Origin of the sequence: Corynebacterium macclintockiae, assembly GCF_027570165.1 — a bacterium.
Classification (GTDB): domain Bacteria; phylum Actinomycetota; class Actinomycetes; order Mycobacteriales; family Mycobacteriaceae; genus Corynebacterium; species Corynebacterium macclintockiae.
Genome location: NZ_JAKMUV010000013.1, coordinates 28,875 through 51,469 on the forward strand (window position 1 = coordinate 28,875; position 22,595 = coordinate 51,469).

Sequence of the window (22,595 nt, forward strand, 5' to 3'; positions counted from 1 at the left end):
TTGTTGCTACTTCTTGCCGCGCTTGCCGGTAACTAGGCCGACGAGGAACAGGAAGATACATGCACCCAGCAGGCAAGTGAGGAAGCTAAAGAACTTGCCGCCGCTTCCGATATCCAGCAGACCCAAGACCCAGCCACCGATGAAGCCGCCGATGATACCGACGACGACATTGAGGACTAGCCCCATCTGCTCGTCGGTGCCCATGATCTTCGAGCCGATCCAGCCAGCCAGGCCACCGATAATGATCCAACCAAGCATGCCGAGTGGCGGCACCGCAGAATCGCTCGCGAGAAGGAAAGTGTTTGCTGCAAGAATTTCTGTAGTCATGTCACCTACGCTACCTGTAGCCCGCAGGGAGTTCTATGGACGCTGCCTAAATAAAGATTTACCCCTTCCATACTCAAACAATTAGCAGCTTTCTCACAGGTTATGTATAGTCACATCCGTGAAAAAACCTCTGACCACTTTCTTCGCTGCATTCCAGCGCATTGTTGTAACCCTTTCCCTGGTTCTGGCCACCGTGCTGGGCGCAGCTGGCGTAGCTGCGCACAACGCTCCCGCCGCCAACGCCGCCCCACAGGGATCCCTGCCCCAGCTCCCTCCGCTGCCACCGCTTCCGCAGCTGCCTCCGCTGCCTGCAGGTTCTTCTGACCTGCAGCGCATGCTCCAGCCGCCGGCTCCGGCGAAACAGGGCCCGCAGCGCGTGAACACTGCCAAGCCAGCTCCGCGCATCGGCAACGGCCGACAGATCAACGTCTACACCCGCTCTGGCGGCTACAACCGTCGCTACATCCTGGAGATGCCGACCCACTACAACCCGGCACGCCCGGCTCCCGTGATCTTCGGCTTCGACGGCTGGCGTGACACCCCGGAGAACTTCCGCCGCTACTCCCGCCTGTACGAAACCGGTGCACGCCAGCAGGCCATCAAGGTTTTCCCGGAGTCCATCAACCACGGCTGGGAAGGCGCCCCCTACGCAGTAGTAAAGGGCGGGACCGACCTGCAGTTCATCCTGCAGATCATCGATGAGGTCGACCGCACCTACAACATCGACCGCGGCCGCATCTACGCCACCGGCCACTCCAACGGTGGTGGCATGACGGCAGTTGTTGCCTGCCACCTGCCCCACGTCTTCGCCGGTGCCGCTGCTGTCGGTGGCGCGTTCTACGATCCGGTGAACCGCGGATGCAAGAACCGTGCGATCCCCTTCCTGATCATGCACGGTCGTGGCGACACGATGATGAAGATCGGTGGCGGCTACCGCCACAACGGCGCCCACTACATGGCCGTTCGCGACCTGGTGAACAGCTACGCACGCCGCAATGGCTGTGGCTTCCCGCCGCGCGTCACCCGCATCCCAGGCGGCGAGCGCCACGTCTACCCGTGCGCCCGCAAGGAACTGCAGCTGATCCTGAACCCGCAGAACCACACCTGGAACCGCGTCCCGGATGCCTCCCAGGAAGTCTGGAACTTCCTGTCCCGCCAGCGCCTCTAGTCGCGAGCCTCGAGTCGCTAGCCCCAAACAGCTAGCGACTAGTACACCTGGGGAAACCTAAGCGAAGCGCCGTAGGCAACACAGCGCTTCGTCGTACATCTTCTGCACGACATCCCCCGCCGGAACCTCTGCCCGCAGCAGCTCAACGCCTTGCCCCGCGTGCAGCTTCAGTTCGTCGGCGAAGTCGCCTCCCGCAGCGCGGGCGGCGATCAGTTCCTCATCACTTACCTCACCAGCGTCGGACAATGGTCCGTACGTATCCACAAATGCGTTGCGCACAGTGCGGGTTGGCCACTGTTCGGTATCCCACTTTTGCTTCTCGGCGCGGTCGTAAATGTCCGTCAACACGGCCTTGCTGGCCGTGGCCTTGATAGCGGCGTGCCGGAGCTCCTCTGGCCCCGCAGCTTCAGGCGAAGCCAGCAGCGCAGTGCCCACCCAGGCGGCGTCCGCACCAGCTACCAGCACGGAGGCCACGCCCCGTCCCGTAGCGATACCTCCGGCGACAGCGATCGGCACGCCCGGCGCGTGAAGCTGCATGTACTCCGTCACGATCTGCAGCAGCGGCAGGGTGCCGATGCGACCGGTGTGGCCGCCGGCATCGGTTCCCTGCACGCACACTGCGTCCACGCCCGCGGCCAGCGCTTGGCGCAGCTGAGCCATGGTGTTGATCGGCGCGACAACGGAAATTCCGGCCTCGTGCGCCCGATCCACATAGGGCGCGGGATCCCCGAACCCCAAGCTCACCACGGTGGGGCGGGCTTCCAGCACTGCGTCGAACTGCGCGGGGTTGTCCTCCAGCGCCCACACCATCAGGCCAATGCCATAGGGGCCAGCTTCCGCCGCGATACGCGCATTCTCGAGGATCCACTCCGGCGCAGTACCCGCACCGGCGCCGAACATGCCCAGGCCACCGGCGCGGCTCACCGCTGCAGCCAGCTCGCCGTCGGAGCGCCCGGCCATTGGTGCGCCGATGATTGGCTTATCGATTCCCCACAGCTCGGTTAGCCGGGTATCGATCCGATCAACCATGGAATGTTCCTCCTCATGATCGTTGTACCTTGAACTACTTGCCACCCTAGTCATCGTTTTGTCGATTATACGAAGTCTAGGTCTCGTCGCGCGCGTAGGGTGGGGGCATGTCTAAGAAAACGAAGCTGGATCAGCTCAAGCCCACCACCACTGTGAAGCCTGCGAAGGAGGTCAGCACCGCCGCGGTTGTTTCCACCGGTCTTATCGGTGGTTGGTTGACTGCGCGGGAGACCGGCATCCGGCCACTCGGCGGCGTTATCCTCGCTGCTGCCGGGGGCTATGCCGCCCGTTCCTGGAATGCCAAGGCCGGTGCCGGGGTAGCTGCGGGGCTGACCACCGGCTACATCGCGGCGTTCGGCCTGTCCCACCCGTTGGCTAAGAAGATTGGTGCTTGGCCTGCGGTTCTTTCGGTCACTGCGGCCGTCGCCGGTGCTGCTTACGCGCTGTCCGACCAGCGCTAAAGCGCCTTAAATTATCGACGCCACAGCCTGGCCCACTACCGCCTGCGCCATCACCTCTAGCTCCGCCAGGTGGGGCTCAATATCTCCCGTGAACTCGACGGGTTCGGCGACCGTCTGCCATTCCAACCCGGTGAGGATGGAGCGCATGGCTTTCTCCGCACCTGTCGTGTCATATCCACCCCGGATCCACCAGCTGGTCGGGGTGTTTTTCATGTCCTCTAGGACCGGCACGTACACCGTGTCGAAGTAGTGCTTGAGGGCGCCGGAAATGTAGCCGAAGTTGGCAGTAGTTCCCAGGATCACCGCGCTGGCGCCGCGCAGCTCGTCGACATCGGGATCCAATGCCTGCCGCTCCAGGACCTGCACGGCTGGCTGGCCGCCGCCCTCCCCGGCCTCCCCCATTTCGGCATTCACTTCCTCGGCTGCGGCGCGCGCTGCGGCGAGGACTGTGTCCGCCAGCTTTTGGGCCTTTTCTGTGGGGCTGTGGTGGACGACCAGGATCGTTACTGGCTGGTCGTCGTTCGTGGTGTTCTTACTCATGACGCCAACGCTACCGATCCTGCGATGTTGCGTGAACTATCCGGGGAAAGGGGGCGTGGGGGCGTCCAAAAATAGTTAGCATAGAGAACATGAATGCAGCACCGCTCATCCTTCCGTTTCAGGGCAAGGCGCCGAGGATCCACCGCAGCGCGATGATCTCCCCCGGCGTGACGATCATTGGAGATGTAGAGATCGGGGCGGATTCCTCGGTGTTCTACGGGTGCGTGCTGCGCGGGGACGTTGATCGGTATGCAGTCGGCGCTGTTGTCCGGGTCCGTGATCGGCGGCGGTAGCCTCGTCGCCGCGGGCGCGGTGGTGCTGGAAGGCCAGAAGATTCCGGCTGGCAGCTTGGCCGCCGGGTTGCCCGCGAAGGTACGGCGCGAGCTGACTGAGGAGGAGCGGCAGGGGTTCATCGCCCATGCAGCGCGTTACGTGGAAACAGCCGGTAAGCAGGCCAGCACAGCGGAGGCACTGTCCTTGGAGGATGTGTATTTCGAGTAGCTCGGTGGTGTGGTTCCACGGCGCAAACAGGCGGTGCCAGAAGTTGCAGACCTATGCACTTTGAGCACTGACGGGTGAGTCGTTTCGATATTTTTCCCGCTGGTCAATAGACTGATTCAAGTTATGGCACAGGGAAACTCTACGGCGGACGAGAACTCGCACCATACAACGGAGCAGTCGGACGCTACTCAGGCGAAACAATCAACGGCGAAACAATCAACGGAATCCACCGGCGCTGCGCAAAGCACCGCCAAGAAGGTTGGCTCTTCCGGTAAGTCCGGCGTGCGCTCCTCCAGCATGCGCTACGACATTGAGGGGCTGCGCGGCCTGGCTATCGGCCTGGTCGTGGTCTTCCACGTCTTCGTCGGCAAGGTCAGCTCGGGCGTGGACGTGTTCCTGCTGCTCGGCGGCATCTTCTTCTTTGGGAGCCAGCTGCGAAATGCGCAGAACCCGAAGGGGTTGACGTTCCCGCAGTCCCTGTTCCGCATCATCCGGCGCCTTTTCCCGCTGCTCGCAGTGGTGGTTGCTAGCGTGCTTGCGGCCTCCTTGCTGTTGATGAACCGCCTCGTGCATGTGCAGATGGCGAAGGATGCGGTGGCCGCCCTGGGCTACTACATCAACTGGCAGTTGGCATACACCGGCCGCGAGTACACGTCCGTGAAGACCACGGTCAGCCCGTTCCAACACCTGTGGTCCATGTCCGCCCAGCTGCAGATTTACGCCGGATCGCTACTGGTTATCACTCTGATTGCCCTGATCTTCCGCAAGTACGCCCGCCAAGTACTGCTTGTTGTGCTTACCGCCGCCACGGTACTTTCCTTCGCCTACGCCACGTACTTCCACATAGAAGACCAGACCATCAACTACTACTCCACCCTGAGCCGCTTCTGGGAGATCGGCCTGGGTGGTCTGCTGGGCATGTTGCTGCTGCGCCGAGATGCCAACGGCAACCCTGTGCTGCGTCCCCTCGGCCGCTGGACGCGCACGATCATGGGCATCGTGGGTCTGGCCATGATCATCGGTACCGGCATCTTCCTGGATGGCTCTTCCCAGTTCCCGGGCCCGTGGACGCTGGTGCCGCTGGTCGGCGCGCTGCTGGTGGTTGTTGCCGGCCACTCCGGCGAGCCCGTCGGCGTTACCCGGATGCTACTGACCCGTCCGTTCCAGTTCTTGGGCCGCATTAGCTACGCGCTGTATGTCTGGCACTGGCCCATCTTGGTGCTGTGCGTCTACTACTTCAACGTCCCCAAGGTCACCCCGGCGCTGGGCGCAGCTGTGATCGGGGGCAGCGTGGTGCTGGCTTGGCTGTCCAACATCCTGATCGAGCGCCCGCTGCGCCAGGGCAAGAAGCCGGAGCGTAACTGGGTGCTGCTGAGCCCCCGTTACTGGGCAAAGTCTCTCTCCGCCTGGCCGAAGGCCATTTACGCCGTGCTGGTTATCGTGATCGCCGGCGCAGTGGTGGTTTCCCCGAAGTACCTCCAGCACCGCGAGGACGTGAACAGCGAACAGCTGTGGGATCTGGCGGCCGATCGGTCAATCTACCCCGGCGCGGCAAGCTTCCTAAACAACGCTCCCGTGCCGGAGAACATGCCGCTGGTGCCACCATTGGAGGACTTCCATTCGCTGCTGCCCCAGACCCAGCCGGATGGCTGCCAGATCGGCTTCGATAGCGATGCGCTGATTCTGAAGAAGAACTACAACCGTTCCGACGAGGAATGCGCCTACGGCGACATCCACTCTGACAAGACCCTGTACGTCATCGGCGGTTCGCACTCCGAGCACTACATTCCGGCGCTGGACATCGTGGGCCGCAACCGGCACGTGAAGATGATCCCGATCCTGAAGATGGGCTGCCCGGTGAATGCCAACATCCCGCGCGTCAACGGCGATCCCTACCCCACCTGCATCAGCTGGTCGAAAAAGGTCGTGGAGTACATCAAGGAGCACCCGCCGACAGAGGGCATCTTCATGACCGGCACCCGACCGTCCACAATCGGTGGCGCGGGCCCGGAGCAGGTGCCGCAGGAGTACAAGGATCTGGTCCAGAGCTTTACCGACCAGGGCATCCACAGCTGGCTGATGCGCGATAACCCGTGGCAGACCAACGCCAACGGGGCACCGCGTGACATGCGCACCTGCGTGGCGGAGATGATGGAAGGCAAGCAGGGCGAAGCTGCGGAAGACGATGGTTTCCCTGGCCTGGCTAACCCCGGTCGCCCGAACTTCGATGAGGTGCTGGCCATCAACGCCGAGTGTGGCCAGAGCATTTGGGATTCCCTGCTGCCTGAGGATCCTTCTATCGATGCTTACAAGGGCATGGACGTGACCCTCCTGGATCTGACCGCGGCGGTGTGCCGCGAGGACTGGTGCCCGTCCATCATCGGCAACATGGCGGTCTACCGCGATGCGCACCACTTCAACAACATCTTCGCGGAGACTCTGGCTCCGGAGCTAGAGGCGCAGATGTTCGATCCGAACCACAAGATCCCGCCGATGAACGTCGGGCTGATGCCCAAGAAGAATCAGCCCGCGCCCCCGAACCCGCAGAACTAACGGGGCAGGTCTTCCAACGTCGGCGACGGGAGTTCGTCGGAGGTGAATTGCGGGCTGGCGACCACGGTGATTGTGCCCACAGGCTAGACCTCTGGAGGAGCTGGAAGACTGCGCGGCAGAAAAGAAGAATGCCTGCTAGGCTACGACAATATTCAAAGCTGTGGAGGTATCGAAATGAAGAGAATCAACGTAGTCGGGGCCGTGCTTGTACGCGATGGCAAGGTCCTGGCAGCCCAACGCAGCGAATCGATGTCCCTTCCACTGACGTGGGAATTCCCCGGCGGAAAGATCGAACAGGGTGAAACCCCAGTGGAAGCACTCCGACGGGAATTGCGAGAAGAGCTACTGTGTGACGCGACTGTGGGCGACCACCTCGAAACGACGGAGCACAACTACGACTTCGGAACCGTAGTCCTCAGCACCTTCTACTGCACCCTGAATGGAGCAGACCCTCAGATCACCGAACACGCAGAGATCCGCTGGATGGATGTCAACGAACTTCCGGAGCTCGATTGGGCACCCGCCGACATTCCTGCGGTCCAAAAAATTGTCCGAGAGCTCGGCCAGTAGCCAGCTTTTTGAGGAAGCATCGTGTCTGTTTTCGATACGAAGGTAGGCCTGGATACAGCCTTCGGCTATCTGGATCGAAGTATTGAATCCGGCCAGGTTTTCAATCCTGCGCTCATTGCTAACACCGAGAGCAACGATATGCTGCGCGCCATCAAGCACGAACTAAAGCGCGCAAAGAGCTTTGATTTTTCGATTGCTTTCATCACTTCCTCCGCACTGGCACTGTTGAAGCAGGACCTGCTGAATTTCCAGGGCCAGGGTCGCATCGTCACCTCGACATATCTGCAGTTCAATGAACCTGCAGTGTTTAAAGAGCTTCTACAACTCACCAACATCGAAGTCAGGGTACTTAAAGACTCGGTCGACGCTTTCCACAGCAAGGGCTACGTCTTTGAGCACGCCGATGGCACAACGGCGATCATTGGCAGCTCAAATCTGACCCGTAACGCCCTAATTAGCAACACGGAATGGAACGTGCGCTTTTCGGCCATGCCGGATGGCGATATTGCCCTGCAAGTTCGAAATGCCGTCGCGCGATTGGAAGAACGCTCCGAGCCACTCACCGCAGAATGGATCGACGCCTACGAGAAATCGTGGAAACCGATCCCGCAGAGGAACGAGATACTCGGGGAAAAAGACGAGGTCATCCCCGTCGGTCGTATTAGGCCCAACGCGATGCAGTCGGAAGCCCTCGAAAAGATCAAACAGATTCGCGAGTCGAATGCCCGGCGCGCGGTCGTGATCTCCGCGACGGGAACGGGCAAGACAATCCTCGCCGCGCTGAGTGTCCGGGAAGCCAAGCCGGAAAGAATGCTGTTCATCGTTCACCGGGAACAGATTCTGGACAAGGCGATCCTGGAATTTCAAAGGGTTCTGGAAGCTCCTCCGGAAGACTTCGGCAAGTTCGTCGGTTCCACGCGACAGCCGGACCGCAAGTATGTTTTCGCCAGCGTACAGTCCCTTTCGCGCGAGGATAACCTGCGGGACTTTGATCCCGATTCCTTTGACTTCATCATTGTCGACGAGGTCCACCGAGCCGGTGCAGAGAGCTATCTGCGCACCCTGGACCACTTCCAGCCGGCTTTCCTTCTGGGGCTTACGGCGACGCCGGAGCGTACCGATGGCTTTAACGTCTTTGAACTTTTCGATTACAACGTGGCCTACGAAATTCGGCTCCAAAAAGCCTTGGAGTCGAAGATGCTCGCACCTTTCAGCTACTACGGGGTCACGGATTACATCGATGACCAAGGGCGGACTATTGAAGAAACGAGCACGCTATCCAAGCTGATCTCCACCGAGCGGGTAAAGCATCTACTCGACATGCTCACGACTTACGGGCGGGCGGATAAGGTCACGGGGCTCATGTTTTGCTCATCGCGGCAAGAGGCCACAGAGCTTTCCGCATTGCTCAATGGAGAATCGGTATTCGGCCATTGCCTGCGCACCAAAGCGCTGACCGGTGAAGATTCGCCACAGACCCGCAATGCGGTGATTAAGGAGCTGGAAGACGGAGAGCTGGACTATGTACTGACCGTCGATATTTTCAACGAAGGCATTGACATTCCCTCCGTTAACCAGGTGGTCATGCTGCGGAATACCGAGTCCGCCATCATTTTTACCCAGCAGCTCGGCCGCGGTCTGCGCAAGGCGGCAGGCAAGGATCACTTGCGAGTCATCGATTTCATTGGCAACTACAAAAACAACTTCCTCGTGCCCATCGCTCTTTTTGGCGATAGTTCACTAAACAAGGACATCATTCGCAAGCGTTTGCGGGATGCCGACGAGTCAGGGTCAATCGCTGGGATTAGCAGCATCAGCTTTGACAAGATCTCCGAACAACGGATTCTGGAAAGCCTGGCTAATGCCAGTTTGGATAAGCTCCACCAACTGAAGAAGTCTTTCGCCGACTTGGAGTTTCGACTGGGGCGCCAGCCTTGGCGACTCGATTTTCTGATCCAGGACACTGTGCAGCCGCCAATCATTGCTACGTCCAGGACAGCCAACTACTGGGACTTTCTGGTCCGGTCGAAGAAGGAAACTCAAGTGCCAACGAAGGAGGAAAGCGCATTCCTGACTTTCCTCGACAATGAATTGCTGAACGGGCTGCGCCCTCACGAGCTACTGCTGCTTAAACAATTGCTGGAGCAAAGTCGGGTTTCCGTAGAAGACTTCCGCTCACTGCTACATCGCTTCATTCCCCAACGGAGTGAACAGGGGCTAGACACGCTGACCTTGAAATCGGTCTCCAGGATTCTGGATCTGAGCTTCTTCACACTTAACGAGAAAAAGAAATACGGCAATCTCCCCCTGGCCACCTTTAGCAACGACATCTTCACCCTCAGCGATACGTTGCGAAAGACCTACGACTCCTCTCCCCTTTTCGCCCGCCATGTTGACGATGCCATCGAGACTGGCCTGCGCACCAACCGCGAACGCTACGCATCGCAGGGTTCCATGCTCCCTGGAAAGCAGTATTCGCGTAAGGATGTGTGCCGCATGCTGAACTGGGAAAATAACCAATACTCCACGATGTACGGCTACGCAGCTAACGAGGAAACCGGGACGTGCCCAATCTTCATCACTTATCACAAGGCCGATGACATTTCGGATTCCACCAAGTACGAAGACAAGTTCGACAGCCCCTCCGTGATTAACTGGTTTACGAAGTCAAACAGGCGCCTCGATAGCAAGATTGAGCAACGAATTGTTGCCGGGAATTACACCTTGGAAGTGTTTGTAAAGAAGGACGACGCCGAAGGGCACGACTTCCACTACCTTGGCCAGGCACGTTCCCGCGATGCGGTGGAGACCACCATTCCCACAGCCAAAGAGCCAATGCCGATCGTTAATATGCGTCTGGACCTCATGCACCCCGTTTCGCCAGGTCTATACAACTACTTCACAACCAACCCCGTCACCAGCTGACCTTTTTTCAGCCGCCAGCCCCGCGCGTTCCTCTATAGTCGGTTGCACAGGCGCGCACGCTGGGACTGTGGGCGTCATTAAGAAAAAATCGCAGAAAGGCCAGCAACACCATGATCGTCACTACCACTAACTCCGTCGAAGGCCACACCATCGCGCAGTACCTGCGCATCGTTTCGGGTGAGACCGTGGCGGGCATCAACATGTTCAAGGACATCGGCGCGGGCTTCCGTAACCTCACCGGTGGCCGCTCCTCCGCATACGAGGGCGAGATCCTGCAGGCTCGCGAGACCGCTCTGAAGGAGATGGTGGATCGCGCGCTGGAGATGGGCGCGCACGGCATCGTCGGTGTCGACATCGACTACGAGTCCCTGGGGCAGGGCGGCATGGTGATGGTCAGCGCGACCGGCACCGCCGTCACCTTCCAGTAGCAGCTCGTGCCCGGCGCGTTGCCGGGCTTACACCTGGTCGAGCGGGCGGATCATGATCGACTCAACGTCCATGTGGCGTGGCCGCCCCGCGACCCAACGAATGGTCTCACCGATATCTTCGGCCTGCAGGCTTAGCTTGTCTGCATAGACCTCCGCCGCGCGCTCGGCATCGCCCTTGAACCGATTGAGGCTGAAGTCGGTGGCCACCCGTCCCGGGTCCACCTGGCAGACGCGCACGCCAGATTCGGCGAACTCCATGCGCATCACATCGGTCAGTGCGGTCTGCCCGAACTTCGCCGCATTGTAGCCGGCGCCCCCTCGGTAAGCGCCGCGACCTGCGACGGAAACCACGTTGATCACCTGCGGCGCCTCCGCCACCTGTAGCTGATCGAACAGCGCGCGGGTGACCTCCAGGGTGCCCATCACGTTTGCTTCGAACATCCAGCGCCAATCCTCCGGATCGGCTTCCAGCACCAGGTCGAGGCCACGCGCGCCACCTGCGTTGTTGACCAGCAGATCCACCTTGGAGCCCGTCAGCTCGGCCACGGCTGCGGTGAAACTATTTATTGACGCCCCATCCGTCACATCGAGCGCAAGGGGCGTAGCCTTACCGCCCTCCTGGGCGATCTCTTGCGCGACCTGCTCTAGCCTTTCCATACGACGAGCAGCCACAACGACGTGCCAGCCATCCGCGGCCAGGAGCTTGGCGGTTGCTTCCCCAATGCCAGCACTTGCGCCGGTGACAACGGCTACGCGGGAGTCGGACGATGGGTAAGGTTCGGTTGCTGCAGCGTTAGTACTCATGAGTCCCAATGTAGCGGCCGGGGTGGCGCCACAAGGAGGTTCTTCCCGACTTGGCTTCGAAAAATTCCTAGAGCACTGCAGCGGTCAATTCTATGTATTAATCTTTGGCCTAATAAATGATTATGGCGTTTCTCTAAGGATTTCACATGTCGAACAACTTCGGTGATGGTGGCTCCCCGTTCAATCCGGGTCAGAACCCGGGTCAGACCCCAGGTCAGGACCCGGACGGAGCCGCTAATCAGGGACAGCAGTACGGCCAGCAAGGCTACGGTCAACAGAACTACGGCCAGCAAGGCTACGGTCAACAGAACTACGGCCAGCAAGGCTATGGTCAGCAAAAGTACGGCCAGCAGAACTACGGCCAGCAGGGCCTCGGTCAGCAAGGCTATGGCCAGCAAGGTTTTGGCCAGCAAGGGTTCGACCAGAACCCCTTCAACTCGCAACCTCACGGCGCATATGGCCAGCCGATGAATGGTGGTAACGGCGGTGGCGGAAACACCGGAACAATCGTCGGCATCATCGTTGCAGCTGTCGTGGTGATTGGCCTTATCGTCGGTGGTTACTTCCTGCTGAACAAGGACGATGAGGGAGGCTCTACCGAGGCCTCCGGTTCCTCGAGCAGCGCGGAGAAGTCGGGTGAATCCTCCGAGGAGACTTCGGAGTCTTCGGAAAGCAGCAGCGAGTCTTCTTCCTCCGAGTCCTCTACTTCGAAGCAGCCCCGGGAACGCGGTCGAATCGGTGGCCCCGATGATTCGCTGACCAAGGAATACGCGGACGCAATGCCGGCGAAGCTCAAGGATATGGTCTACGGCTGCAAGTCCGGCACCTTTGAGCTGAACCGGGAAAATAAGCGACGAGTCCAGGGAATGCAGTGCTCCGGTGTCTGGGACACAGCGCTGGAGTACAAGCAGATTAAGCTCATCAAGGACTCCAAGGCTCCCGATACCGAGATCAAGTACGCCAAGGACCACAACGCCGAGATCTGGTCCGACGCCCCGGATAATTTCGCTGGCTACATTCCGGACACGTACTCCCCGATCGTGTTCGTCTTCAACAAGTCCAAGGGCTACCTGATGGAAACCACCCTGCACTTAGGCGATGAGGAAAAGGCGAAGCAGGCACTCATCGAACTGGGCTACTCGGAAAAATAATCCCCTTAGTGGGGTGACACATCCCCCCATCTGTCACCCCTATATCACCCCAACTGAACACGTAGCGGAACACCAAGTCGCGTGGCAGCATTCAACCCCACGAATGCGCTCACAATTTCTGAGCCATGCAAAAAGCAAAGACGTTTCTTGAGACTTGAAGGACTTTCACTCCACCATGACGAACAACAATCCTTACGGAAACACTCCCAATCCGGGCGATAGCAACGGGGGCGACAACCCTTTTAACGGCTCCAACCCGACAGACGAAACCACGCAGTGGAATTCGGCGCAGGGGCAGAACCCAGGCCAGAATCCGCAAGGCGCGCAATACCCCGGCGCACAACCGGGCCAACAGGGTGGCTATGGCCAGCAGGCTCCGCAGGGCGGCTTTGGCCAGCCGAGCCAGTTCGACGGTTATGGCGAGCCGGGGCAGAACAGCTTCGGCCAGCAGCCCCAGAGCCCTTTCGACCAGGGTGGGTACGGCGCAGGTGCAGCAGGGTATGGCTCGGGGGCGACAGCTTACGGCCAGCCTCAGAATTCGGGTGGCGGTGCCGGCAAGATCATCGGCATCATCGCAGCCCTAGTCGTAGTGGTCGCGCTGGCAGTCGGTGGCTACTTCTTTGTCGTGAAGGATGACGAGGAAACAAAGAACACCGCCGACAGCTCCTCGACGGAATCCACGGGTGCAGAGGAAACCACTGAGGAGACAAGCACCGAAGACACTCCGTCTAGCGAGGACACTAGCTCGTCTAGCAGCACTTCCAGCAGCTCCAGCTCTGCTACAGACACTCCTGCTGCGCCCGGCACTTTCGGCGGCCCGGATAACACCCTCGAGGAGCCTTACAAGGGCGCAATGCCCGCGAAGCTAAACGATCTAGTCAACCGCTGCAAGAACGGCCACTTTAATCTCCGCTACCGAGACCGCAGTCGCCCGTCCCGCGAAATGGACGGCCTTCGCTGCACGGGTGTCCGGGGCACCGGTTGGGCATACAACCAAGTCGACCTCATCAACGACAAAGAGTATGTCGACACTAAGTCAAAGGAATTCAATAGCCAGAACCCGGTTGTCGTAAGCAACGACCCGAACAACTACGCCGGACACTTCAAAGAGCTGGCTCACGAGAAGCTCTTCATCATCAACAAGGACAAGGGCATCATCCTCGAAGCCGACATTTACAACGCGGAGGATGGGGAGCTGAACGGGCTGCTCGAACAGTTGGGTTACAAGGGCGGCGAAGGCGAATCCGCCTAACGCCCTGCGCACAAGCCACTATTTATAGTGGCTTGATCCATCCCTGCTGAACGGCGTGCTGGTAAGCACCGAACGCCGCAGCGCCCAGGGCGAATACGCCCGCGATGCCGCCGACCCAGGCCAGAATGCCTGCGATCGGCGGCGCATCTTTGCCCAGGGAACCCGCAGGGTCAGTGCTGCCCAGCGGGAAGGCCTTCAACAACCACTCCGCGCCCGGGTTCGCGGATTCCACGCTGCCAGCCAGCGAGCCCTCGTTGTTCGCCTGCGGATTCTTTGGATTGCCATCCGGGTCGACGGGCTGGGTAATCGAAGCCGTACTGGACCCCTTACCCTCGGACGACGCTGCGGCCTGGGCCGGAGCTACACTCGCGGCGTCGGCAACCAGGGCAGTTGCGGTGGCCAGTGCAGCCAAGGACTTGGAAGAAGAAAAGGACTTCATAAGTCCAGATCTTAAAGCTGCTCCAGCGCCTGCGCGACATCTGCGAGCAGATCCTCCAGATCCTCAATGCCGATGGAGATACGCACTAGGTCGCGCGGAACCTCCAACTGAGAACCGGTCACGGACTGGTGGGTCATCGTCGCCGGGTGCTCCAGCAGAGACTCCACGCCGCCCAGGGATTCAGCCAAGCAGATCAGCTTGGTGGACTGGCAAAACTTCAGCGCGGCCTCCTCGGAGTGGAAACGCACGGAGATCATGCCGCCGAATCCCTTACCGGTGGACTGGCGCTTAGCCACCTCGTGCCCCGGGTGCTGTGGCAGGCCGGGGTACAGGACAGTGGCGACCTCGTCGCGGCCGTCCAGGTACTCCGCAATAGCTTGGGCGTTCGAGCAGTGGCGATCCATCCGCACACCCAGGGTCTTCAAGCCACGGGCGTTGAGGTAGGCATCAAAAGGCGAAGCAATCGGACCTGCCCCGCCCAGCAGGAAGTCCAGATCCTCATCCAGCTGCGCATCGTTGCTGACGATCGCACCACCGACCACATCGGAGTGTCCACCGATGTACTTCGTCGTGGAGTGCAGCACCACGTCCGCGCCCTGATCCAGAGGTCGTTGCAGGTAGGGGCTGCAGAAAGTGTTATCCACGATCAACTTCGGGCGCGTAGGGGCGTCACTACCACACTCATCGGCAAGCACCTCGGCGATGGCGGCGACGTCGGACACAGCGAGCAGCGGGTTCGTCGGAGTTTCGAGCCACACCAGCTTTGTCTTCGGGGTCAGCGCCGCACGGACGGCCTCTGCGTCGGTGGTGTCAACGACGGTGAAGTCCACATTCCAATCCTTGAAAGCGGTCGCGATCAGGCGATACGTGCCGCCGTAAGCATCGTGCCCCATGATCAGGTGATCACCGGGGCGCAACAGCACGCGCAGCAGGTGGTCGGTCGCTGCCATACCGGAAGAGTAGATACGGCCGTGCTTGCCGCCCTCGAGCGCCGCAATCGTGCGGGCCAGCGAATCGACAGTCGGGTTCGCCACCCGACCGTACTCGTAACCGCCGCGCAGATCGTTCGGTGCGTTCTGTGCGAACGTGGTGGAGGCGTAGATCGGTACGTTGATGGAGCCCATGAACTCGTCGGGCTCGTAGCCTGCGTGGATGGCGTCTGTGTTGTGGGCCATGGAAACTCCCTTTCGACCTAGTGCTTGGTAGCGCGTCTTTGTGCTTTTTGTGCGCCGGGGATTCACCGCCCGGTGCGCATCGTTTCAACGATTATAGACCAAGCAGTCTAGTTTGGAAGTGCAACCGGTGGAAGTGGCCCTCTATCTGCGCTTCTAACAGCGGCCGAGCTCGCGCCGGATCGCTTCCTTCTCCGCCTGTGTCACCCACAACTGATACTCCGCCTTCACCCGCACCTGAATAGAGACGTAAGTGCAGCGGAAGGACTTATTCGCAGGCAGCCACGTCGCAGCATCGCCCGCGCCCTTCTGCATATTCGAAGGTCCATCAACAGCCAGGAGGTTCAGCGGATCGTTGGCGAACTGCTCGCGCCGCTCCGGCGTAAGCTGCTGCGCGCCCTTCTGCCACGCATCAGCAAGCGCCACCACGTGGTCGATCTGCACCGCCTGGCTGGTCTTCTGCCCACGAACGAAATGGATCAGCCGGCCGGTATAGGGGTCATCCAGGTCCCCACTGAGCACCTTGCAACCCTTCGGCGCCTCGACATTGGTGAGGTCGCGCGCCAGAACATCATTGCGCTGGTCGCAACCGTTGCGGTCGATGTCCTTCCACCGCTGGCCGAACTGACTGCGGCTATATCCCGTCTTCGGCGCGCGCCCCTTCACCGCCAGCGTCTCCAGCAGATCCAGCATGTTCTGCTGGTGCAGTGAACGTTCCGGCACTGCGGGCGTTTCTTGCTCTGCGGGCTGAGTCGGTTGGTCTGACTGCTCTGTCTGTTCTGGCGCCGCCGGTGGTTCCGGCTGGTCGGGAATTGTTTCTGTAGACGGTTCTACTGTCGCTTCCGAGTTTTGGGACGCCGAACTTCCGCCCTCTAGAATCTCCGCACCCTCGGCGCACCCGCCGAGCAGCAGGCTTGCGCCCAGCACCAGCGCTGCCACACCGCGCACGCCGACTACACGCGCGCCGCCGACTACACGGCCACTTACCCTCTTGCTCATAGCCCATCACGCTAGCAACCCCGCCGGACAACCCCCGCAACCTCCCGCGATAATCCACGGTAGGTTTCGAACACCCGTGCGGTACAGCGCGGGCGTAGGGGCATCAACAAGAAAAGAATACTTTTATACCTGCCTGCCGTAGGCGGTCCGCGATACCATAAACGCATCATGAAACCTCTAAAGAAGATTTACCAAGCACAGATGAAGGCAGTACCCGGCTTCGTGAACAAAATGATTAAGAAGCCGAGCCGCATGCGACGCATGATGAACCTCTGGCCGCCACTGCTGTTTTCCGGCATTAAGATGACCGAGGTCTCGGACGACTGGGCCTTTGCACGCATCGTGCTGAACCTGCGCTGGTGGAACGCAAACATGCACGGCGCAGCTTTCGGCGGCACCCTGTTTTCCATGACGGATGTGCTGTTCGGCACCCTCATTGCCCGCCGACTCGGCACTGAATACGAGGCCTGGACGCGCACCGGCACCTTCCAATTCCTCACGCCCGGACGCAGTGGCGCCTACATGGACGTGGAACTCACGCCCAAGCTGATCGACTGGATCACCACCACCGTCGACGAGGACGGCTACTGCAACGTGCCGTACACCTCCATCATTTACAACAAGGATGGTTCGGTCGTTGGTATCGGCCAGCAGGATCTACACGTGCGCCCGCGGGGTGGCGGCAAGCGCGCCGACCGTCCGAAGCAGGCTCTGCAGCCGCGGGGTCTGGTGCTGGAATCGCTGGCCAACGCGGTGGTGTGGCACTGCTTCAAGGACCAGCCGGAGATCCTGACTGTTTTGATGTCCGAGCAGCGCCGCATCCCCAACCCCGAGGACCAAATGCGCCACGTGGTGAAAGTCGCGCTAGAAAAATCCACCAAGTCCCGGGAGGACCTGGTGGCTCTGGATATTCCAGAAAAGTACCTGGACGCTTAAGCTATCCCAGCTGGTTATCCCAGCTAGCTAGCCCAGCACCTTGCCGCAGTTCGGCCAAGCACCGGCGCCCTGGGTGGCCAGGACCTTCTCGGCGATTTCGATCTGCTGCGCCTTCGTAGCCTGGTTGGCCGTCGGAGCGTACTTCGTGCCACCGAAGCCAGACCAGGTCTGAGCACTGAACTGCAGCCCGCCGTAGTAGCCGTTGCCCGTGTTGATCTTCCAGTTGCCGCCGGACTCGCACTGTGCGACCTGATCCCAGGCGCTAACAGGTGCAGCCTGTGCGGCCGGGGCTGCGACTGTGGCGGCTGCCGCCGGGGCAGCAACCAGGCCTGCAGCCATGCCAATACGGGCAAAAGCGGTCTTTACGGACTTCTTCATGTAAACGAAAACTCCTTTCGCGTGGCCAGCCGGGTGGCCGGCCGATTGCTCGTAAGTCCGCAAACTTACGCACCCACCCCCGGGGTGCGTCAACCGAAAAGTGCCTAAAACGACGAGAATTTCCACATTGATAAAGAAATTTCAGGGGTTTCTTATCCCCGCCCGCCATCTAACAAATAGCACAAGATCTGACATTCACATGCCCTGAACAGGTATTTACATCAATGCACCTCTTGTTTGATGCTTTGATGCCGGATACTATTGTGTTTATGCGCACCACAATTAACCTCCCCCCCAAACTCCTCGAAGCCGCCAAGCGGCAAGCGAAGCTGAATGACCTGACTTTAAGCTCCTATGTGGAAGAGGTAATACGAACCGCTTTGGAGCACGTAGACAGCACCCCCCACCAATCAACTGCCGTCACACTTCCAGTATTTGATTGCGGCCCAATGCTCGTAGACATTGACGACAAAGATGCCCTATGGGAGGTTCTCGATGATCGTCCCTGACGTCAACGTACTAATTAACGCGTTCAGCTTCACTGCACCTAGACACGCTGAGGCGAAACAATGGCTCGAGAACGCGCTTGCTCAGCGTGAATCGGTCGGAATCCTCGACGTCGTTGCCACCGGATTCATTCGAATCATGACGAACCCGAAGATCTTTTCAACCCCCCTCACCTCAGGTCAGGCCTTGGAGGCAATCAAATCAATCCTCGCCTCCCCCAACGCCGTACTTCTACATCCGGTAAACGCATCGTGGGACATCTTTGACGAGATGGTTCAACTGCATAAACTCCGTGGCAACGATATCCCCGACGCATGGATCGCTTCCACGGTGATCGCAGAGGAAGCAACATTGATCAGCGACGATCAAGGCTTCGCCCGATTCCCCAACCTTCGCTGGAGTTCCGTCAAAAAGGACTAATCTGAGACTTCCGGGTCGTAACTACCCTGCTGGAAGGTTTGGAGAAAAAAGATTTTAGCGGCGGGGGCCGTAGACGGCTGCCGATTCGATACGGGACGGCACCACATACGCAATCGCGGCAGTGCAGACAATGCCCGTGAGCGTGACGAGCGTTCCCCAATCGCCGTCCAGCAGCCCACCTGCAAAGACCCATGCGATCGCGGCGACGGCCGCCAGGGCAATCACCGCCATTCCGAAGAGGTGCTCGTTACCCGTACCGGAGACCGGGATGTATAGCAGTCCGGCAAGCACACCGATGACGCCCGCTACCACGCCAGTGAGCACCGCGGGTCCTACGCCCGCGGACGATTCACCGGGGATGAAGCTCACAAGGAGATCCGCGATGAACACCGCAGCGAAGGTGACGGCCGCAGCCAAGACGGCGAGGACGATGAGGTTCACCGCGACCTTCTTGCCGTCATATCGGCCGGCCAGCAGCCCTTCGCGGGAATCTTGCTGTGGCTGGTTGTAGCCGGAGTTGTAGCCCTGGTTGCCATAGCCACCGTAGCCACCGTTGCCAGCACCGCCCTGAGTGTTGAACATGCGAGTCTGGTCGTCGTTTCCTTGCGGGTACGTCACCCAACGCTCCTTTCACTGGCGTTTCAGGTGGCCTATGTTACCGGAGTGACTATTGGGAAGTCACTCTTCTCCGCAGCTTTAGTGATCGTCCCAATGGTCGCCGTGCTTCGCGTGACGGTGACCGTCGTGAATGTAGTCGACGTGGTCGCCGTGCGGGACGGCAACGTGGCCGCAGTTCGGGCCATGCTCGTGTTCGTGACCCTCGTGGACGTGGTGCTCGACGGTCTCGCACTCGTCCCAGTGGCCCTGGTGCTCGCGGTGCAGGTGACCGTCGTGAACATAATCGACGTGGTCGCCGTGCGGGACGGCAACGTGGCCGCAGTTCGAACCGTGCTTGTGATCGTGGTCGGCGTGAGTGGTGCAGCTCATGATGAACTCCTTGTTAATCCCGGGCAACCATGGAGCCACTTCCCCTTGGTCGGGCGGGCCAGTCGGTTGCTTTGACGCTTTCTATACTGCCCCTCACCTGCTGCGTTGTCAATACGTTTTCAATAAAGTTTCCCCGGAACCAGCTAGACGCTGGTCGGGCGCGCAATCTTTCTCCAGTCGCGAATCACTTCCACAACCCCTTCCCTCACTACAACAAGCATGTAGGTTGGGTGACCAAGTACAGCAATCCCCAGAGAGGATTCGAACCATGGAAAACAACACGGCCAAACCACTCGACGCACTCATCGTGGGCGGCGGGTTCGCGGGCACAGCGGCGGGCGTCACCCTAGCCCGCGCGCAACGGCGCGTAGCAATCGTCGACAGCGGCAAGCCCCGAAACCGCTTCAGCGCCCACGCGCACGGGATCATGGGTCGCGATGGGGTTAACCCCATGGAGCTGCTAGATCAAGGTCGCAGCGAGTTCGCTTCCTTCGGCGGCGAGGTCATCCCCGGCGAAGTCACCGCGCTCGACAAAGTAGGGAGCGCGAACAGCGCCTGGAAGGCCACCACCACCGACGGCCAGGAGCTTCTGGCCAGGCAGGTTCTCGTCGCAACCGGCATCACCGACGAGCTGCCGGACGTACCAGGCCTGACTGAGCTCTGGGGATCCCGCGTTTTCCACTGCCCCTACTGCCACGGCTATGAGGTGCGCGGACGCGACCTCGCCGTCATTGGCGGAAAGAACCCTGGCTTCACGATGCACATGGTGCACCTGATGCGTAAATGGACCGACCGCGTCACGTTCTTCACCAACGGGCTTTCCCTAGACGAGGCCGACCGCGCACTGTTTGAAAAGCGTGGTGTTGTTCTTATGGACGCCCCCGTCTCCGGCGTACAGCCCGACCCAGCATCGGACACGGGAGTTCTGGTGAGCACTTCCGACCCCTCCTCTTCCGACGGCTCCGCCTCCACTACCCGCGCCTTCGAGGCATGCTTTACCGGACCGGATTTTCACCCCAATGATCAACTGCTGCTAGCCGCCAGATGCGAATCCGAGAACGGCTGGGTAGTACGGCAACCTCGTGGCCAAACGTCCGTCGCAGGTCTGTGGACGGCAGGAAACGTCACCAGCTCCCCCGACCAGGTTTCTCAGGCGATGGGCACCGGCGTGGCCACTGCCATCGCGATCGATCAGTTCTTATTGCACGAAGAAATGCAGCAGGTTCGGGGGCAGGCTCATGAATAACGGACGACCACAGCGCGTAGCGTTTATTCTGTTCGACGGGTTTGAGCTGCTGGATGTCTTTGGACCCGCGGAAATCTTCGCTAAGGTTCCTGACCTTCAAGTGAGGTTTGTATCCGCGGATGGGGCGCCGGTAGCCAGCTCCCAAGGTGTGAAGATTCTCCCCGACACAACCTTTGATTCCCTCGTGTGCGACACCGTTATCATCCCGGGCGGTCAGGGAACGCGAGCTCTCGTCAAAGATGCGGATTTCCTGGCCCGCATCTACAAAATGGCGAGTTGCGCCTCACTTGTCTGTTCCATATGCACAGGTTCGGCGGTTCTGGCCGCAGCTGGCTTGCTAGAGGGATACGCCGCCACCAGCAATAAACTTGCGTTTGATTGGGCCGCCTCTTTCGGCAACAACATCGACTGGAAAAGTTCTGCCCGGTGGGTGCACGACCGTGATCGCTGGACGTCATCCGGTGTGGCAGCGGGGATAGATATGGCCGTCGCCTTCGTCTCCCACTTCTTCGGCGCTTCGCTTGCGGAGAAGATCGCCCATGACCTGGAGATTCAATTCAATAGCGACCCGGACCACGACCCGTTTGCGGTATAGCGTTCAGCCCAGCAGATGCAAATAAAGATCGCTTTACTCGGTACTTATTGCAATACAACTTAGAAACTAATTCCACTTGGGGCACGGCGCAGCCCAAGAATTGAGTGCGACGAGAAGTTCATCAACGGTGTCGGCAACAATAAGCGTGTCGACATCATCTTGACGAATAAATCCCTCGTCTGCCATATGCTTGAGCATCGATACCGTAGGCGCCCAGAAACTTGAACCAAAAAGGGCAATGGGCTTGCGATGAAGCCCGAGCTGTTGAGCTGTCCACGCATTAAAAAGTTCGTCTAACGTTCCAGCGCCGCCAGGCAAACACACGTAGGCATCGACCAGGTCACTCATCCGTTGCTTACGCTGATACATCGTGTCAACAATCTCAAGGTGCGAAAGACCCGGATGTGCAATTTCGCCATCGACAAGATTCTGAGGAATCACACCGATTACACAGCCACCGTTGGCCAGACAGGCATCCGCCGCAGCACCCATAAGGCCGACTTTGCCGCCACCATAAATCATCCGTACGCCCTGCTCAGCTAGACCCGCCCCTAGGGCATCAGCAAGAAAGGCATTGGTATGGTTGCGACCACTGCTCGCCCCTGTAAATACGGCTACAGAACGCACAGGATTGGCAATCAACTCCGGAAACACTTCATCTTTCAAAAGCGGTGCCAACTTAACGTTCGGCACGGACGGGTTTACCCATTCGCACTCAGCAATTTCTGCAGCTGCCACGGGCTCCACCGAATCTGAAAAGTAAAAAAGATCCGCAACAACATCGCTACCGGCTTCGTTAGCCGCAACTGCACGGTATGTTCCCATCGGAACCAAGAGAGCAGCATCAAGCGAAATCCCCAGCTCTTCATTAACTTCCCGTATCACCGCATCAAGCGAGGACTCCGCAAACTCGAGCTTGCCACCCGGAAATTGAAATAGCGCAGTGCCCTTCTTACGCACGCAAAGGACTTCTCCCCGCGAATTTCTCACTACAACAGCGCTGACATGAATATCAGAAGAAGGCATGCGTGCAAGCTTAGAACAATCTGTTTGAATCGACGCACCTGCAATCTTCGACTCTTATACACCAGAAAACGAAAGAAACCGGAGGTAACATTCCCTTTCGGGTTTGCTACCTCCGGTAGTGCAGTTTGTTCAACTGCTTGCTGTGTAATGTTCACGATGCCAGCTCAAGACTGCTTTGGGT

Annotated in this window: 23 protein-coding genes and 1 pseudogene; 13 read left to right on the forward strand and 11 right to left on the reverse strand. The window is 59.5% G+C overall.

Features of this window, described 5'->3' with window-relative positions:
- Positions 1 to 6: 6 nt before the first annotated feature.
- On the reverse strand, positions 7 to 327 hold the full coding sequence (locus tag L8U58_RS08970; RefSeq protein WP_080716064.1) for a GlsB/YeaQ/YmgE family stress response membrane protein: 321 nt from the start codon (positions 325 to 327) through the stop codon (positions 7 to 9).
- Between the two features lie 118 nt (positions 328 to 445).
- Here L8U58_RS08970 and L8U58_RS08975 point away from each other — a divergent pair, with 118 nt between their 5' ends.
- Positions 446 to 1,495: an alpha/beta hydrolase-fold protein gene (locus tag L8U58_RS08975; protein ID WP_051894026.1), complete on the forward strand. Its 1,050-nt coding sequence runs from the start codon at positions 446 to 448 to the stop codon at positions 1,493 to 1,495.
- A 57-nt stretch (positions 1,496 to 1,552) separates the two neighbouring features.
- On the opposite strand, the gene L8U58_RS08980 is transcribed toward L8U58_RS08975, so the two are convergent.
- Positions 1,553 to 2,524, reverse strand: coding sequence for an NAD(P)H-dependent flavin oxidoreductase (locus L8U58_RS08980; RefSeq protein ID WP_034976946.1), 972 nt, complete (start codon positions 2,522 to 2,524; stop codon positions 1,553 to 1,555).
- A gap of 107 nt (positions 2,525 to 2,631) precedes the next feature.
- Here L8U58_RS08980 and L8U58_RS08985 point away from each other — a divergent pair, with 107 nt between their 5' ends.
- On the forward strand, positions 2,632 to 2,985 hold the full coding sequence (locus tag L8U58_RS08985; RefSeq protein WP_051873869.1) for a hypothetical protein: 354 nt from the start codon (positions 2,632 to 2,634) through the stop codon (positions 2,983 to 2,985).
- 6 nt (positions 2,986 to 2,991) lie between these two features.
- Here L8U58_RS08985 and L8U58_RS08990 read toward each other — a convergent pair whose 3' ends face one another.
- A complete protein-coding gene (locus tag L8U58_RS08990) occupies positions 2,992 to 3,525 on the reverse strand; it encodes a flavodoxin family protein (protein WP_034966479.1) in 534 nt (177 codons plus the stop codon).
- Between the two features lie 89 nt (positions 3,526 to 3,614).
- Between L8U58_RS08990 and L8U58_RS08995 the strand changes: the two are divergent.
- The 5 genes and pseudogenes from L8U58_RS08995 (at position 3,615) to L8U58_RS09015 (ending at position 10,502) form a co-directional block, all read left to right on the forward strand.
- Positions 3,615 to 4,026 (forward strand): annotated as a pseudogene (locus L8U58_RS08995) (gamma carbonic anhydrase family protein).
- Positions 4,027 to 4,149: 123 nt separating this feature from the next.
- Positions 4,150 to 6,579: an acyltransferase family protein gene (locus L8U58_RS09000; RefSeq protein ID WP_269955172.1), complete on the forward strand. Its 2,430-nt coding sequence runs from the start codon at positions 4,150 to 4,152 to the stop codon at positions 6,577 to 6,579.
- Between the two features lie 174 nt (positions 6,580 to 6,753).
- Positions 6,754 to 7,149, forward strand: a complete 396-nt coding sequence (locus L8U58_RS09005) for a (deoxy)nucleoside triphosphate pyrophosphohydrolase (protein ID WP_034976942.1) — start codon at positions 6,754 to 6,756, stop codon at positions 7,147 to 7,149.
- A gap of 21 nt (positions 7,150 to 7,170) precedes the next feature.
- Positions 7,171 to 10,074, forward strand: coding sequence for a DEAD/DEAH box helicase (locus L8U58_RS09010; protein ID WP_035002001.1), 2,904 nt, complete (start codon positions 7,171 to 7,173; stop codon positions 10,072 to 10,074).
- A 110-nt stretch (positions 10,075 to 10,184) separates the two neighbouring features.
- Positions 10,185 to 10,502 (forward strand): YbjQ family protein, encoded by a 318-nt coding sequence (locus tag L8U58_RS09015; protein ID WP_034976938.1) that lies wholly within the window; start codon positions 10,185 to 10,187, stop codon positions 10,500 to 10,502.
- Between the two features lie 27 nt (positions 10,503 to 10,529).
- Here the strand turns inward: L8U58_RS09015 and L8U58_RS09020 are convergent, their stop codons facing one another.
- Complete coding sequence (locus tag L8U58_RS09020; protein WP_035007697.1) at positions 10,530 to 11,306, reverse strand: SDR family oxidoreductase; 777 nt, start codon at positions 11,304 to 11,306, stop codon at positions 10,530 to 10,532.
- A 146-nt stretch (positions 11,307 to 11,452) separates the two neighbouring features.
- On the opposite strand from L8U58_RS09020, the gene L8U58_RS09025 reads away from it, so the two are divergent.
- Both L8U58_RS09025 and L8U58_RS09030 read left to right on the forward strand, forming a co-directional pair.
- Entirely contained in the window at positions 11,453 to 12,457 is a 1,005-nt protein-coding gene (locus L8U58_RS09025) for a hypothetical protein (RefSeq protein WP_269955173.1), read from the forward strand.
- A gap of 175 nt (positions 12,458 to 12,632) precedes the next feature.
- Positions 12,633 to 13,709, forward strand: coding sequence for a hypothetical protein (locus L8U58_RS09030; RefSeq protein ID WP_034966494.1), 1,077 nt, complete (start codon positions 12,633 to 12,635; stop codon positions 13,707 to 13,709).
- Positions 13,710 to 13,731: 22 nt separating this feature from the next.
- Here the strand turns inward: L8U58_RS09030 and L8U58_RS09035 are convergent, their stop codons facing one another.
- From L8U58_RS09035 to L8U58_RS09045, 3 genes are all read right to left on the reverse strand, one after another.
- Complete coding sequence (locus tag L8U58_RS09035) at positions 13,732 to 14,148, reverse strand: hypothetical protein (protein ID WP_269955174.1); 417 nt, start codon at positions 14,146 to 14,148, stop codon at positions 13,732 to 13,734.
- Positions 14,149 to 14,159: 11 nt separating this feature from the next.
- Positions 14,160 to 15,323, reverse strand: a complete 1,164-nt coding sequence (locus tag L8U58_RS09040) for a cystathionine gamma-synthase (protein ID WP_269955175.1) — start codon at positions 15,321 to 15,323, stop codon at positions 14,160 to 14,162.
- A gap of 153 nt (positions 15,324 to 15,476) precedes the next feature.
- The gene (locus L8U58_RS09045) at positions 15,477 to 16,319 is read right to left on the reverse strand and encodes an HNH endonuclease family protein (protein ID WP_269955176.1); all 843 of its coding nucleotides are present in this window, start codon (positions 16,317 to 16,319) and stop codon (positions 15,477 to 15,479) included.
- A 168-nt stretch (positions 16,320 to 16,487) separates the two neighbouring features.
- Here L8U58_RS09045 and L8U58_RS09050 point away from each other — a divergent pair, with 168 nt between their 5' ends.
- Positions 16,488 to 17,255 carry a PaaI family thioesterase gene (locus L8U58_RS09050; RefSeq protein WP_043012297.1) on the forward strand — a complete coding sequence of 256 codons (768 nt, stop codon included), beginning with the start codon at positions 16,488 to 16,490 and terminating at the stop codon, positions 17,253 to 17,255.
- Positions 17,256 to 17,282: 27 nt separating this feature from the next.
- Here the strand turns inward: L8U58_RS09050 and L8U58_RS09055 are convergent, their stop codons facing one another.
- The gene (locus tag L8U58_RS09055; RefSeq protein WP_230580579.1) at positions 17,283 to 17,594 is read right to left on the reverse strand and encodes a transglycosylase family protein; all 312 of its coding nucleotides are present in this window, start codon (positions 17,592 to 17,594) and stop codon (positions 17,283 to 17,285) included.
- A gap of 534 nt (positions 17,595 to 18,128) precedes the next feature.
- On the opposite strand from L8U58_RS09055, the gene L8U58_RS09060 reads away from it, so the two are divergent.
- The gene (locus L8U58_RS09060) at positions 18,129 to 18,560 is read left to right on the forward strand and encodes a TA system VapC family ribonuclease toxin (protein WP_269955177.1); all 432 of its coding nucleotides are present in this window, start codon (positions 18,129 to 18,131) and stop codon (positions 18,558 to 18,560) included.
- 54 nt (positions 18,561 to 18,614) lie between these two features.
- On the opposite strand, the gene L8U58_RS09065 is transcribed toward L8U58_RS09060, so the two are convergent.
- Positions 18,615 to 19,178, reverse strand: coding sequence for a hypothetical protein (locus tag L8U58_RS09065; protein WP_269955178.1), 564 nt, complete (start codon positions 19,176 to 19,178; stop codon positions 18,615 to 18,617).
- A 78-nt stretch (positions 19,179 to 19,256) separates the two neighbouring features.
- Entirely contained in the window at positions 19,257 to 19,547 is a 291-nt protein-coding gene (locus tag L8U58_RS09070; RefSeq protein WP_080716908.1) for a hypothetical protein, read from the reverse strand.
- Positions 19,548 to 19,815: 268 nt separating this feature from the next.
- Here L8U58_RS09070 and L8U58_RS09075 point away from each other — a divergent pair, with 268 nt between their 5' ends.
- On the forward strand, positions 19,816 to 20,793 hold the full coding sequence (locus L8U58_RS09075) for an NAD(P)/FAD-dependent oxidoreductase (RefSeq protein ID WP_269955179.1): 978 nt from the start codon (positions 19,816 to 19,818) through the stop codon (positions 20,791 to 20,793).
- Positions 20,786 to 21,388 carry a DJ-1/PfpI family protein gene (locus L8U58_RS09080; protein WP_269955180.1) on the forward strand — a complete coding sequence of 201 codons (603 nt, stop codon included), beginning with the start codon at positions 20,786 to 20,788 and terminating at the stop codon, positions 21,386 to 21,388. Before L8U58_RS09075 ends, L8U58_RS09080 begins: the two co-directional genes overlap by 8 nt.
- A gap of 66 nt (positions 21,389 to 21,454) precedes the next feature.
- Here the strand turns inward: L8U58_RS09080 and L8U58_RS09085 are convergent, their stop codons facing one another.
- Positions 21,455 to 22,414 carry a TIGR00730 family Rossman fold protein gene (locus L8U58_RS09085; protein WP_034974108.1) on the reverse strand — a complete coding sequence of 320 codons (960 nt, stop codon included), beginning with the start codon at positions 22,412 to 22,414 and terminating at the stop codon, positions 21,455 to 21,457.
- Positions 22,415 to 22,595: the final 181 nt, after the last annotated feature.

Bases quoted from the DNA above. Each gene is read 5' to 3' on its own strand.
- L8U58_RS08970 (WP_080716064.1), bottom strand. From the start codon at position 327: ATGACTACAGAAATTCTTGCAGCAAACACTTTCCTTCTCGCGAGCGAT.
- L8U58_RS08980 (WP_034976946.1), bottom strand. From the start codon at position 2,524: ATGGTTGATCGGATCGATACCCGGCTAACCGAGCTGTGGGGAATCGAT.
- L8U58_RS08985 (WP_051873869.1), top strand. From the start codon at position 2,632: ATGTCTAAGAAAACGAAGCTGGATCAGCTCAAGCCCACCACCACTGTG.
- L8U58_RS08990 (WP_034966479.1), bottom strand. From the start codon at position 3,525: ATGAGTAAGAACACCACGAACGACGACCAGCCAGTAACGATCCTGGTC.
- L8U58_RS09000 (WP_269955172.1), top strand. From the start codon at position 4,150: ATGGCACAGGGAAACTCTACGGCGGACGAGAACTCGCACCATACAACG.
- L8U58_RS09005 (WP_034976942.1), top strand. From the start codon at position 6,754: ATGAAGAGAATCAACGTAGTCGGGGCCGTGCTTGTACGCGATGGCAAG.
- L8U58_RS09015 (WP_034976938.1), top strand. From the start codon at position 10,185: ATGATCGTCACTACCACTAACTCCGTCGAAGGCCACACCATCGCGCAG.
- L8U58_RS09020 (WP_035007697.1), bottom strand. From the start codon at position 11,306: ATGAGTACTAACGCTGCAGCAACCGAACCTTACCCATCGTCCGACTCC.
- L8U58_RS09025 (WP_269955173.1), top strand. From the start codon at position 11,453: ATGTCGAACAACTTCGGTGATGGTGGCTCCCCGTTCAATCCGGGTCAG.
- L8U58_RS09030 (WP_034966494.1), top strand. From the start codon at position 12,633: ATGACGAACAACAATCCTTACGGAAACACTCCCAATCCGGGCGATAGC.
- L8U58_RS09035 (WP_269955174.1), bottom strand. From the start codon at position 14,148: ATGAAGTCCTTTTCTTCTTCCAAGTCCTTGGCTGCACTGGCCACCGCA.
- L8U58_RS09040 (WP_269955175.1), bottom strand. From the start codon at position 15,323: ATGGCCCACAACACAGACGCCATCCACGCAGGCTACGAGCCCGACGAG.
- L8U58_RS09045 (WP_269955176.1), bottom strand. From the start codon at position 16,319: ATGAGCAAGAGGGTAAGTGGCCGTGTAGTCGGCGGCGCGCGTGTAGTC.
- L8U58_RS09050 (WP_043012297.1), top strand. From the start codon at position 16,488: ATGAAACCTCTAAAGAAGATTTACCAAGCACAGATGAAGGCAGTACCC.
- L8U58_RS09055 (WP_230580579.1), bottom strand. From the start codon at position 17,594: ATGGCTGCAGGCCTGGTTGCTGCCCCGGCGGCAGCCGCCACAGTCGCA.
- L8U58_RS09060 (WP_269955177.1), top strand. From the start codon at position 18,129: ATGATCGTCCCTGACGTCAACGTACTAATTAACGCGTTCAGCTTCACT.
- L8U58_RS09070 (WP_080716908.1), bottom strand. From the start codon at position 19,547: ATGAGCTGCACCACTCACGCCGACCACGATCACAAGCACGGTTCGAAC.
- L8U58_RS09075 (WP_269955179.1), top strand. From the start codon at position 19,816: ATGGAAAACAACACGGCCAAACCACTCGACGCACTCATCGTGGGCGGC.
- L8U58_RS09080 (WP_269955180.1), top strand. From the start codon at position 20,786: ATGAATAACGGACGACCACAGCGCGTAGCGTTTATTCTGTTCGACGGG.
- L8U58_RS09085 (WP_034974108.1), bottom strand. From the start codon at position 22,414: ATGCCTTCTTCTGATATTCATGTCAGCGCTGTTGTAGTGAGAAATTCG.